A 14,340-nucleotide genomic window follows, 5' to 3' on the forward strand; every position below is an offset into this window, starting at 1 on the left:
ACCTGTGACGATAGCGCTAACCGCTGGAGCCCATGGGGTGAGTACATCGACTTCTACTGCTGTGATATCGCCAATGAAATTACAATTGAACTACGGGTAACGGACGAGTCTGGCAATGAGAACATCTGCTGGATGGTGATTACCCCTGAAGATAAACTGAACCCTTACTGCTACGCACCAGCTGATGTAGACCTGACGTGTAACGATCTTCCCCTGGCTTTCCCTGGAGACATCCAGACGGCTTATGACGAAGACTTTGAAGCNACCTCNATNATGATGAGNTCNATCTTCGGNGGAGCNACNGGTACGGATAACTGTGCGGTGGATACCATCGTAGAGCGTACACCAAACATCNANGTNAACGATTGTGGNTGGGGAAGTATCACCCGCCGCTTTGAAGCTTGGCAGCTCAAGCCGGAAGGTGATGTGAACGGAAATGGCGCTATCGACATCAACGAAGTATTCCGCTCAACGAACTCCTGTAGCCAGATCATCACGATCACGGAAGTCCATGATTTTGTAATCGACTTCCCTGAAGATGCAGCAGCTGACTGTGGCGATCCTGATGTACCTACGATTATCACCACCACTGATGGTTGTGATGTACTGAGTATCAATATCGGCGAGCCGGTGATCTACTCTGCAACTGGTGATGAGTGCTACAAGTACTCTATCACTTACGATGTGATCAACTGGTGTTTATGGGACGGTGAATACACCGGCTATGTTCTTCCTCGTATGACGGAAGACGACGGTGAAGCCCTGCCTATCGATCGTGCTGTTGAAGGCAACGAGCGTCCGGTAGTAAGCTACAACGATGCGGATGGATTGTGTATCGATCGTCGTCACAATGACCGCGATGGAGACAGTTCATTGAGCAACTGTGATAGCCCAACGCTACCCAACTACGGTCGCTACATCTACACCCAGTTTGTGAAAGTGTACGACTCCACTGCACCTGTAGTAAGTGTTGGTGAGTACGGTGGCCCTACGGCTAACTGTCCTGACCTACTAGCTGGTCAGTTCGGTGATGATGACGGTAACTGTGAAGAAGCCGTAAGCATTCCATTGTCAGTAAGTGACGAGTGTGAATTGTTCGACGGCGACGGTGTACTAGTTGTAAGCATTGTATCTGCCGAGCTTGACGCCTTTGCAGTAGACGCTAACGGCGACGGTGACATCAAGTCGAACGAATTTGTAGCGGACGACAACGTACTTGGAAATATCACAGATAACGGAGACGGTACTTATGTATTTGCTGGTACTTTCCCGATTATCACGAGCGCGATGGGAGATAACATCTACCATGCAGTACGCATCTTGTTCGAAGACGGCTGTGGTAACCAGACCAGCGAGACCATCGTATTTGATGTGATCGACTGTAAAGGACCAGCGCCTGTATGTATCAACGGACTGACGGTAACCCTGATGCCAAACGAAGACGAAGGTTGTTCGATGGCTATTTGGGCCAGTGACTTTGAAGGGTCACCCATCAGTGATTGTACCGGTCAAGGACCAGAACTGTTCAACGGCTTACCTCGTGTTACGAAGTACGCTATTTACCGCGCAGCTGACGTAGAAGCTGATCCAGACTTTGTACCAAGCCCTGATGATACCGGATTGGTATTGACCGAAGCTGATGAGCAGACCACAGTAGTCTACGTTTACGCCTTTGATGAAGAAGGTAACTACGATTACTGTGAGACTTACATCCTGGTACAACTGCACACAACGTGTAGCGGTGAAGGAGAAGGTACCATTGCAGGTATCATCATGACGGAAGATGCCGAAACGGTAGAAGGCGTAGAAGTGAGCATCAACGGTGGCATGACCGCCCAGATGACCACGAATACGGATGGAACCTACAACTTCAGTAACCTGGCTTTAGGCGGTGATTACTCAGTAACACCTTACCTGAATACCAACCCGCTGAACGGTGTGACGACCTTTGATATCGTTAAGATTTCCAAGCACATCCTGAATGTGGATGTACTGGATGGCCCATACCGTCGTATTGCAGCAGATGCTAACCGTAGTGGAACGATTACGACGCTGGATTTAATCCAGATCCGTAAGTTGATCCTCAACGTGATCACAGCATTCCCTAACAATACGAGCTGGCGCTTTGTNGNNGCNGACTANGACTTCCCNGAAAGTACGAACCCATGGTCAGANACCTTCCCAGAGTTGATCAATGAGAACAACCTGGCAGGTGATATCCTGGATGCAGACTTTGTGGGTGTGAAGATCGGTGATGTGAATGGATCAGCTCAAGCCAATGCCATGGCNNNNGACGACCGTACNCTCAACGGTATCTTCAACCTAAAGGCGGAAGACATCGACATGAAGGNAGGTAATACCTACACGATAGCGATTACTGCGGATAACTTGAATCAGATCGAAGGCTANCAGGCCACCCTACAACTAAGCGGTGTGGAGTTGGTAGACATCGAGTACGCTCAAGCNCAAGCAGCTAACTTTGGCCTACGCTTTGTAGATCAGGGTATGATTACGACGAGCTGGAACTGGGATGGCGCAGCAACTACTGCTGACCACCTGTTCAGCTTGGTACTCAGAGCAACAGAAGACCAGCCACTGCGCGAGGCGCTAAGCATCTCAAGCCGTTACACGGCCGCAGAAGCCTACCGCAATGGCGAAATGACCGACCTGGGTATTGAATTTACCAATGGTTGGAATGTAGCTGGGGAATTTGCATTGTACCAGAACACGCCTAACCCTTTTGCAGCAGCAACCCTGATCGGGTTCAATCTGCCCGAGGATGCAGCGGCAACGGTAACGATCAATGACGCTAGCGGCCGGGTGCTCAAAGTGATCCGTGGTGATTATGCAGCAGGCTACAATACGATCAATGTAACGAAGCAAGATCTCCAAGGCGCTACCGGTGTACTGAGCTACACGGTAGAAGCTGGCGAGCATCGCGCGACCAAGCAGATGATCGTGGTAGATTAATTCCTCACGATATATAGACAACAGGCGGCGGTATCCTTCGGGGTGCCGCCGTTTTTTATTTGCACCCCCAGATGCATTGAACCACCAAAGGCAGCAAAGGTTTTTGAGCCATATGAGGGATTATAAGGGCATTTAAGGGGGGAGGCAAAACATGACACGACATAGATGAAATCTACGCCGAAGGGGGGGGTAAACCAAAAGACTGGTTAACTGGTCTTTATGTTTTTTAGTTGGTTAACCAGCATGTTTTGAACCACCAAATATATTGAACCACCAAAGGCACCAAAGGTTTTTGAACCATATGAGGGATTATAAGGGCATTTAGGGGGTAGGCAAAACATGACGTGGATATAATACGTCCATCGAGGCTTTGCCTACGCCGACAGGGGCAAATTCATAAATTTGCCTTGAACTCGTGTTATTAACGAATAGCAATAGCCGCGTAGGCCGTGAGGCCGGAGCGCGGGGCCCGGTAGGGCGCAAGGCCGAGGGATGGAAGCGGTATGCAATGCGCAGCAATGCATGAGAGCGAACAGCCTGGTGCCGTAGTGGCGGCGGCGCAGCAACGCTACTACCGGCGCGGCCCCAAATAAAGAATAAAGCGTGGTTCTAAAATTTGATTTTGATTTGAGCAGCTAGTTCAGTACGGGTAGGCTGTCCGGTACTTTCGAGGCCACTACCGATGGTGTCTGCATTGGCCCAGAAGAGGCGTGCGTAACGTGCTTCGATGGTCATGTTGCGGATGCCTTTGTAGCGGAGGTTGAAGTAGAAACGGCTGCCTTGGTTGTAGTAAGCAGGAATACGGAAGTTGTAAAGTAGCCCGCTTTCGTAGTTGTAAAACCGGACTTGGTAGCCATCGGTATCGAATAAGGCGATGCGGCTGGTGAAGCTTAATGGGACGCCGATAGGGTGGTAGAGTAGGTCTTGGTAGATGGCGAAACCAGACAGTTGGTCATTGATAGGGTTGGTGGTGGTGCCCCAGTCGATACGGCTACGGTATTCAAAGGCTTTGTTGATTTGATATGCGCAGTGGAGCCGGACTTGTAGACGACGTTGAGGGAGCACGGCATCGATTTGGTTGTCGATTAATCTTACGTTGACTTCTTTGGTTTCGTCGCGTAGTTCGAGGTAGACGGTAAGTTTGCGCTTGAGGAAGTAAGTGAGCCGAAAACGGTACTCTTGACCACGGGAGGGGGCATCTACAGTGGAGCGTACCCAAGGGTGTTTCCAGGCATCGTAATAGGCATTGATGATCCAGTGTTTACTGGGGTGTACTTCAATACCGAAGTAGAGGCCGTTTTCGTTGCGTCCTCCAGTGGTTTCGCCGAAAGGGTTGCCCAATAAGGCTTGGAAGTCGCGGGGATAAGAACGGTGAACGATAGCAAGATTTACTTTTTGATCGAGGGTGGTGAGGAGGCCATTGATGGTGGCGATAGCACCGTTGTCGCTGGCTGCTGTTTCGCCAAAAAAAGTGAGGTTACGCCAGCGGTAGCTGTAGTCTAGACTGAGGTTGGTGAGTTGATCACCTTGGAAATAATAACGATTGTAAACTCGTGGGGTAAGCGTAAGGGCTTTGTCTAGCTGGTGGTGAATACCGTTGACGGCGACGTGGCCTTTGTTGGCCTGCCATTTGAGGGAGCCTCCGGTTGTGAAATAACCAATGGTGTTGCGATCTGCGATTTCATTGGCCGTTCGGTGCAGACCACTGAGTTGTAAAGATGAAAATTCTGTAAAAGAACCTTGTAGTTCTATGTCGATACTATCGTTGATTATCAGGAGGTTGCCATCTCGTTTTCTTTTAGAAATAAGTGCTGTGAATTCTAACCTGTCGCTAAGTTTGAGCGTTGTTGCTGCACCACGAAGGAAGTTGGCCTCATTGACGGAAGTATATTGCCGTAAGGGGCGCCCGCCACGGCGGACACTGGTGACGAGGGTACTCTTGCCATAGCCAAAGCCGGTGAAAAGAATGAGGCCTTGGCCAAAATTGGCACTATAATCCCCCAGTGCCACGGCCTTAACGGTGCGGTTGTAATCTTTGAGGAAGATATGGGCACTGTAGTAATCAAAACCCTTTTTGTTGCTGCCACGGAAAAACTCTTCGCCTCGATCTTTTTCGGCGGTGAAGCCGTAGCTGAGGCGGTTGCTGTAAGTATGACGGTAACGCAGGTAGAGTTGATTGGGATCGCCAAGGTAGGGAGTGCTGTCGGGGCGCTCCTCTAAAGGGGTGAAGCCACGTTGTTGTTCAAGAATGCGATTCCAGCGCAGATAAAGTTCGTTGTCGCCAGTGGTAAACATATCTTTGAAGGAAGCTTGAAAATCGTCTACCTCTTTACGTAGCCCCACAAAAGGGAGGATGCGCCGGATGGTTGCCAGGTCGAGACTGGGGACAGCTTGTAGTTCGTAGATGGCGATGAAGCCGCCGAGTTGTTCACGGTAGTTGAGCAGACTACTGATTTGTACATCGCTGAGGAGGCCCAGCTCTCGGAGGTCCTCTTCGCTGGCGTTGTTGAGGTTGAGCGGGTTTTCGCGATAGACAGCGAGGTCTTCAAAAATAGTATTGAGGTCGAAATCGCTTTCTTCTTCGGCATCCTGTAGAAGGTCTTCCAGGCGCTGCTCACTTAGATCAGGTGTGGGATCGGGGGGGAGGCTATCAATTTGCCCAGAAAGATAGAAAGGAAGGAGGCCCACAGTAAGTAGTAGTAGCAAACGCAGCATAGTAGACTAGGACTAATGATGACCAAAGATACTGGCAAAGTGGAGCTACACAAAAACTTTATTGGCCTTAGTAGGCTTTTATTATTTTTGCTGAGTGTTAGTGGGGATTTTACCACATAGACACTTAGAAAAAGAACGTGATTGTTTCTTTTAGTGTAAAGCGTAATGAATGAGGAGCAGGATTTTTTTTGTACTAGGGGTGGTTTTATGGTTTATCTCAGGAGTACAGTCCTGGGGACAGTCTTTTGCTACGCCGTTGTCGCCACGAACAGCAAGCTACGAAATGGAAGTTTACCTGGATGTGGAGGCTAAGAAAGTGAATGCCCGGCAGACCCTGGTGTTTACAAACCCTTCGGCAGATACGATCTGGAATATGCGTTTCCACATGTATTACAATGCCTGGAAGAACAATAAAACAGATTTCTTTACCGAGAGTGGACGTATCCCGAGGACTAAAGATCAAAAAGAAATTGAAGAGTGTATCTGGAGCTGGGTGGAAGTGACCAAAGTGCTGGATGAGCAGGGGAATGACCTCAGCAGCGGTATGCGTTACGTGCAACCCGATAACGATAATACCAATGATGATACGGTGCTAGACTTGCCCTTGGAGGTGCCGGTAATGCCTTACGAAACTTATACCCTTGAGATGGATTGGGAATCGCAAATCCCACCCCTGATGATCCGTACGGGCTATAGTAAGGATTATTTCTTCATGGTGCAATGGTATCCCAAGTTGGGTGTGTATGAACCTGCAGGTACTCGCTTTGCTAAGGAAGGACAATGGAATTGCCACCAATATCACCCCGCTACAGAGTATTTTGGTGAGTTTGGTGTTTACGACGTGAAACTTAACGTGCCTAAAGACCATGTCGTAGGCGCCAGTGGTTTTTTGGTAGACAAAAAAGAAGAAGAAGGACGCGCTATTCATCATTACCTTGCGGAAGATGTCATTGATTTTGCGTGGACGTCGCACCCCGGTTTTGTAGAAGTCACAGACCAGTGGCGAGATACGAAGATCAGTTTACTCATTCGGCCAGAGCACCAGTGTAACCAGCATCGCTTCTTAGAAGCGGCCAAACATACCCTGGATTTTTTTGCCGATTATCTGGCACCTTACCCGTATCCGACGTTGACGATTGTGAGTCCTCCGTTTTATGGGCTCAATTCTGGGGCGATGGAGTACCCGACGCTGATTACTGCACCAACCTTGTGCAACTTGCCTGCCGGGATAAAAACCACAGAAACGTTGGTTATCCATGAACTTACGCACCAGTATTTTATGCAAATGCTGGCGACCAATGAGCAGGAGGAACCCTGGCTGGATGAAGGTTTTACGGCTTATTTTGAAGCAAAAATCCTAGATAAATATTATCCAGAAGGCACGGTCTCTTGGCCCTATATGAATATACGTGTAGGATCGGAGGAATTGCGTCGAGGTCGTTTCCTCAATGCAGATAATATAAAAGTAAACCCATTGAGTGATTTTGGTTGGCATTTTAAGCACGGCAGTTATGCACAGATCGTCTATGGAAAAGCAGCAGTGGGGCTACGAACTTTGGAAGGTTTGGTAGGGGAGGAGTTGATGAAAAAAATCATGCAGCGCTACTTTGAAGAGTGGAAGTTTAAGCATCCTAGTCGGCAAGCTTTTATTGACGAAACCTTGACGGTGGTTAGTGAGATAGCAGGTGAAAGCAAACGAGCGGAAATAGCTTCTTTTCTAGAACAATTGATTTACGGAACGGAAGCTTGTGATTATTCGGTACATGATATTATCAACAAAGAAATTACAGCGGCGGTAGGCTTCTTCGAAAATACGGAAGACTGTGTAAGCGAGACAACTCAAGAGGGCAGTCTTTACGAATCACAGGCCATTATTTTCCGCAATGGAGGATTTGTTGTGCCCCAGGAAGTAAAGATCGTTTTCACCAACGGGGAAGAAAAATGGGAACAATGGGATGGCCAAGCAAGAAGTATGGATTGGACGTACACCAGTCCACATAAAATTGTAAGTGTAGAAATTGATCCGGCGAGAAAAATACCCCTGGATACGAATTTCATTAATAACAGTTTGACGCTGGAACCGGAGCAGACCGGGATTTCACGTTACTTTACTGCCGTACTTACCTGGTTGCAGGCGACCATGGTGAGTATGGCGACTCTGGTATAAATAAAATTATTTTGACGAATTCAAATACAGCCACGGAGGCACATTCTGTAAGTGTTATTGGGGCATTAAAACGAGGTTTTTCCGCTGCTTCAGGGCATTTGTGGATAAGCTTGGTGTTTTGGGGGGTGAGCCTACTGCTGGCCTTGTTGGCAGCGTTGCCGTTTCGGAGTTTGCTGCTAGGAGAAGCGGGGAATTCTTTAATGGTTAAAGACTTGATGAAGGGCTTTGACTATACTTTTTTGAACGACTTTATACAGAGTTACGGATCTGGTTTTACGCCTGTCCTCAGTCAGTCGGTACTCTTACTTGGCGCACAATACCTATTGTTGATATTTTTAGTTGGTGGATTGGTGAAAGTATTGTGGGAACAGTCGCAACCGGAATATCGCAGCACTTTTTGGAGTGGAGCTGGTAGGTATTTCTGGCGGATGTTACGACTTTCGGTTTTCTTTTTGTTAGTACATGGACTTGTACTAGTTGTTTTTGGATTCCTTTACTTTAAGGTTGTTAAAGGTTTTTCACCACAAGCATTGGAAAGCGAAGGGGTCATCACCTCGTCCTTGCGGTGGTTGGTACCTTTGTATGTGTTAGTAGCGGCAGTGCCTATGATGTGGCAGGATTATGCTAAGGTGTTTTTGGTGAAAAACAATAATCGCTTTATTTGGTCGCCGATAGGGGAAGGGGGAAGTTTTGTAATTCGGCATTTCGTAAAAACTTATCCTCTTTATCTACTCAATATGATTTTGGTACTAGTGCTGTTTATGGTGAATTATTTCTTGGTTAGCCTTTTTGATATTTCTTCCTTGGGTACGATCATTGGTACTTTTCTTTTGTCTCAGTTGTTTGTCTTTGCTCGTTATGCCATGAAGATCGTTAATCAGGGGAGTATTGTTGCGTTGATAGGGTAGTTTGAGTCTCTTTAGTCGACGTTTAAATATTAAGAGATGTCCATTTTTGCCTATAGATTAGGGGTGTTACCTTGAATAGTAAAAAATATTATTATTTTTTTTGATATTAATGTACCTACATCTTTAGGTGTTTTTGTACTGTTTGTCAATGTGTTACCTTTAAAGCTGGTTTTGTTTTAATATTGGGAGCGCCTTGCCAGAGTTTGTATGGCTTGCACTTATTGTATATTGCTCTTATATTTGTAATAGTAACACTATCACTATGAATGCTTTCTGGAGTAACCCTTGAATGAACAACACAAAGCCGCTAACATTCTGTTAGTATTCAAGGTTAAAGTTGAATGATATACCTCTGTGGAAGAGGCGGTTTTGGCATTTGCCGAAATTGTTAATTGCTGGGCGTGAATTTTCTTAAGAAAGTTTATTGTTTGGTTGTTACTATGACTTCTCAAGTTTACCTTTTGTTTAGGTGGACAACACAATTAATGAAATAACAACAAGTCTGGATTCGTAAATTGTTCATTATGAGCTTTTTCGGTGTTTGCTGTGGGTGTTTTTAACATCTGAGTGGCTGTGTTTTGTCCTTGATGAAGCATGACTGCCTAAGCATTGAAATTTGTGAATAAGGATAGTTCTATAGTATGTTTTACATGTGTAATGTACACTTGTGAAGAGCCATCGTAGTATCTGATTTGCGAGTTGAAATAAAATATAATGCACTTTGTGATGAAGTGTAGTGTCCTCTTATTTTTGAATTTGAAAGAGGTTTTTGATCACATGAAAATAATAGTAAGTATGTACCTGAAACAAATACATCATTGTTTTTTGTTATTGGCTAGATTTAAATTTATTCTTGTTTTTGTTTTAATCTCCTCTTGTTTTGCTTCACTTCATTCAAGTGAACTTGCAACTCCTTCTAATTCGACTAGCTTATTCATGCCACCACCAGTATTAGGGTGTAATGATCCTATTGTAGGCAAAGGAGCTGTCGTTGATCAGCTTGCTGGTAGCTTAGTGAGTGCACTTTCAGGCTCCAGCGACTCAGAAGTTATTGTTGATGGAGATTTAACCAATTTTCTCGCTTTTAATGGCACTGACCTGATTGGGGTGGGAGCTATTTCTTTGGTGTCGGTAAAAGATGTCAATAATACTTACCCTGCGGGACAACGAACGGGCTTTGTGATTTCTGCTGAAGGGGGCTTAATAGGTGCTGATGTGTTGAATGATCTCGAAATTCGTACCTATCTAAATAATCAATTACAGGAAACTGCCCAAGTTGGAGGTGGAGGAGCTCCTATCTCCTTGGCGCTGCTTGCAGGCCCTGGGAGTAAGCGTCGGGTAGATTTTCTCACGACCTTGCCATTTGATGAGGTCGAACTTAGGCTGTCGGGTGTAGCTAACCTAAGTCTGATTTCTGCACTGCGCGTTTATTACGCCTATGAAGAAGTAGATGGCTGTGACTATAATTGTGCTACTGCCCTTACTACTACTAATTACCCTTCATCTACAGCAAGTACGAATTGCGAGCTATTTGCAGTGGTTTGTTTGGATGATGGTTTCAATAATTTTTCTAATACGACTAATGCTGACACGATAGACTATGCGGAAGATGACTTTCTTCTTGCTGAATCTAATTATCTCGATATCGACATAGGAGAGGATATTCCTGCTAATTATGAAGTAGGTTTCGCCGTTGAGCAAATTGGATTGCTAGGTTTACTTTCCCTGGATGTATTGGGAGGCATTACAATCCAAACTTACGACAATGGAAGCCCAGTGGAGACCTTTGTTGCTAATAACTCATTAGCAAATGTAGGGGTGTTAGTAGGAGACATAAATCTTATCAGCTTCCCAACGACCCAAGTTTTCGATCAGGTAAGAATTACGATTTCCAGTGTGCTAAGTTTATTAACTACTTACCGTATTTACTATGGTTTTATTCGTCCTGATACTGATGGTGATGGTTTCCCTGATTGTGTTGATCAATGTGCAGGCGGCGACGATAATTTTGATGCCGATGGCGATGGAATACCCGATTTCTGTGATAATGACTGTATGGTTGATGCAGGAATAGATGCCTCAGCATGTACTTCTTCTATGACTTTTACCCTTTCTCCAGCTGGCGTAGGCGAGACATGGACACCCGTTATGGGCAACCCTAGTGCAGCTAGCATTGACGCAGCAGGAGTTATCACAGGGTTAGATATGGAAGGATATTACCTGTTCGAGCTTTCGAACGGTAGTTGTAGTGATACAATAACCATTGCTTATTTCGCTTCTCAAGGACCACTTGAATGTAATGACCCAATCGTTGGGCCAGGAGTGGTCATTAACGACAATGGCTCTTGTTCCAACTGTGGCAATGCTGATGTAGACAATGTAGTGGATGGTGATCTCAGTAATTTTACAGAAGAAAGTAGCCTCCTGAGCTTAAGTTTGCTAGGGGGCGATACTCGTTTAATTGCAGTCAAAGACACCCTTCAAGAATACCCTGGCGGACTGAGAACAGGTTTTGTGCTTAATTTTCCTAGTGGCCTATTAAGCCTGGATTTACTGGATGTATTCGCTTTGCAGACTTACAACAACGGTGTACTAGTAGAACTGGCTGGTAATGGAAGTTCTAATTTACTTAATCTCGATGGATTGGCAGCCAATGGGCAGCAGCGGTTATCCTTCGTTACCACCTTGCCTTTTGATGAGGTGGAGTTGGTTATTCAGGGAGGTTTGGCTTCCTTGGATTTATTAACAACCACCAGGATTTTTTATGCATTTACCGAACCAACGTCCTGTCCTGATGCCAGTACGATTACGGATATTACCGACTTGTGTGGTATACCCCTTACAGCTTCCTCTGATTATTGTGGAGGAATCGTTTACGAAAGAAGCGGCTTCACTGGCCTCGCCTGTGTAGGATGTAGCATTGATTCTTTATCCAACCTCATTGATCATGATCTGACCCAGCCGACAACAATCGATTTGTTAGTTGCTGCCTTGGGGGATGTTAGCTTATCTGTAGCCACTACTAATGTTGTGAATGCTGGGAGTATAGCTGGCTTTGCTATTGATGTAGCCCCGAGCTTATTAGATGTAGGGCTGCTGGGGAATATATCTCTTACTACTTATTTAGCAGGAAGTCCGCAGGAATCCGTTGTTGCGAGTAATCCTTTGGTTAGCGCTAGTTTACTGAATAATGGTAGTGATATTACCTACTTGAGTTTTGCTACAACCCTGGATTTCGATGAGGTTCAGATTACCTTCGATGCTGGTCTTGCAGCGGTATCGGCGATTGGTGGTACTATTAGTGTCTACTATGCTTATATCCAGGCGGATAGTGACGGGGATGGTACTCCGGACTGCCTCGATAAATGCTGTGAAGGCCCCGATACTTTAGACGCTGATGGGGATGGGTTACCCGACGCATGTGACAGTGAAGTCACGACAACCTTGGCACTACGTGCTTATCTTTTGGGAGCATTATGGCCTGATTTTTCGGGAGATAACCTGATGCGTGATGATTTGAGAAGCCTGGGGTATCTTCCTTTAGATCAGCCTTATAGTGCTGCTGTAAATGCCAGGTTTGAGCACTTTGGCGGTGGTGGGACAGAGCAAACAACAATGCCGGTAATTTCAGCAAATGCAGGCACTGGCGATGCGGTCGTTGATTGGGTCTTCATCGAATTGCGAGATGCTACCGACAGTACCATCGTATTTAGAACTATCTCAGCAGTCATACAAAGAGATGGTGATGTAGTAGCCGCAGATGGAGGGCCGCTACAGTTAGCTGGTTTACCAAGTAGCTTCTTTATCGCAATTAAACACCGTAATCATCTTGGAGTAATGACTGCCGCACCAGTCATTGTTAGCGGGCAAGCAGCAAGCGTAGATTTTACCACTATATCTACTGCCGATCTATATAATCAACCGGGATACGACGGTTTCGAACTTTACACCCTTGGTAACGGAAAGAAAGCCTTATGGGCAAGTAATGCTAATGCCGACTTCAAAGTCAAATATGACGGAAGTGCGAATGATCGTCAGAAAATTCTTCAGGAAGTGATCACCTTCCCAGGTAATCTACTGGATGAATTGAATTACAATAATGCCGTTGGATATTTTGCTGGCGACTGCAATATGAACGGAAAGGCAAAATACGATGGTGCTGATAATGACCGGACTATTATCCAAGCAGTCGTGGTTTCTCTGTATGACCTTAATACAGGCCAGGTCAATAATTTCAATAATATGATTGAGCAGGTACCTCCTGTTCTTGTTCCATAAAATTACACCAAATTCTTAATCAAACAGGGATGTGGGTAAGGTTCCCCCCCTATTACGTCAATTCCCGAAAGTTTAAAATCATATATCAACATGAAAGAAATGCTATCTTTTAAAAACTATTTATTTCAACTTTGTCTACTACTGATTCCCTTATTTTTTGGGACTGCTCTTAGTGGACAAGTGGTTGATTTTACCCTTAAATTCAATCCCAATACAGGGAATTATGAAGCCTATGCACGACCCGATTTTACAGATGCGAACTTCTTTTTAGCGGGTGGGTCTCAGTTCTCCTTGGTCTTTCCAGCGGCTCTGCCAGATGATGCCCTCACTATTACAAATGTCAATGGAGGGCCCTGGACAGATAATACTCAGACTCCTGCTCCTCCTGCAACACCTCTGGTAGATTACCATTCTATTACGACCAATGGTGGACAAATAGCATTAGATGCTAACGTAGAGTTATTGCTGTTTACTTTCAATTTTGGTGGCTCTTGTTATGGAGATTTACGTATCTATGAGAATGGCGTTGACCCAAATTCTACGGTGTTGGGTGGTCCGGATTACGAAAACTATTGGGGTGATCTTTTTGGCGCGGATTATTACAACATGAATTACTACGATGGTGGTATGATTGTTTGTGACTCAGATGGAGATGGTTATACCGACTATGAAGAGATCACAGGGATGAATGATCCCGAAACACCTGTAACCCCTATGGGAATGAGTGATCCCAATGATCCATGTGACCCTGATCCGCTTGCTGTAGCTGGAGCTGATTGTGATGGTGATGGTGTATCTAATGGTCAGGAACAAACTGATATGACTAACCCTCTGGACCCTTGTAGTTTAATCGTTGCTAATCAGGATTTGACACCTGATATGATGTGGTTAAATGGTGACTGTGATAGTGATAACTTAACCAACGGGATAGAAGTAATGGGTGGAACGGATCCTCTTGATGCCGACTCTGATGATGATGGTCTGCTAGATGGCATAGAAGATGCGAATATGGATGGCGTAGTAGATGCTGGCGAGACGGATCCTAATAATTTGGATACGGACGGTGATGGCTTACAAGACGGCACGGAAAGTGGCGAGACAACTGGTCATCCTACAGATACTGATCCAGGCATCTTCGTTCCTGATGGAGACGGCGGCACGACAACGACTGATCCACTTGATGCGGATACGGACGATGATGGCTTGACGGACGGTATTGAAGACTTTGATGGAGATGGTGTAGTAGATGCTACGGAGACGGATCCTAACAATCCTGATACGGACGGTGACGGCGTTCAGGAC

Annotated in this window: 4 protein-coding genes and 1 pseudogene; 4 read left to right on the forward strand and 1 reads right to left on the reverse strand. The window is 45.8% G+C overall.

Annotated elements, in window-relative coordinates; all coding sequences use genetic code 11:
- Window positions 1-3,579: 3,579 nt before the first annotated feature.
- On the reverse strand, window positions 3,580-5,685 hold the full coding sequence (locus A3EU_RS0123170; protein ID WP_020538584.1) for a ComEA family DNA-binding protein: 2,106 nt from the start codon (window positions 5,683-5,685) through the stop codon (window positions 3,580-3,582).
- Between the two features lie 169 nt (window positions 5,686-5,854).
- On the opposite strand from A3EU_RS0123170, the gene A3EU_RS0123175 reads away from it, so the two are divergent.
- The 4 genes and pseudogenes from A3EU_RS0123175 to A3EU_RS31540 all read left to right on the forward strand — a co-directional run.
- Window positions 5,855-7,852, forward strand: coding sequence for a M1 family metallopeptidase (locus A3EU_RS0123175; RefSeq protein WP_020538585.1), 1,998 nt, complete (start codon window positions 5,855-5,857; stop codon window positions 7,850-7,852).
- 11 nt (window positions 7,853-7,863) lie between these two features.
- Window positions 7,864-8,760, forward strand: coding sequence for a hypothetical protein (locus A3EU_RS0123180; RefSeq protein WP_020538586.1), 897 nt, complete (start codon window positions 7,864-7,866; stop codon window positions 8,758-8,760).
- 936 nt (window positions 8,761-9,696) lie between these two features.
- A complete protein-coding gene (locus tag A3EU_RS0123185) occupies window positions 9,697-13,038 on the forward strand; it encodes a hypothetical protein (protein ID WP_156825875.1) in 3,342 nt (1,113 codons plus the stop codon).
- 90 nt (window positions 13,039-13,128) lie between these two features.
- Window positions 13,129-14,340, forward strand: a pseudogene (locus A3EU_RS31540) (hypothetical protein); the annotation flags it as partial.

The sequence above is a fragment of the Lewinella cohaerens DSM 23179 genome (genome assembly GCF_000379805.1).
Classification (GTDB): Bacteria; Bacteroidota; Bacteroidia; order Chitinophagales; family Saprospiraceae; genus Lewinella; species Lewinella cohaerens.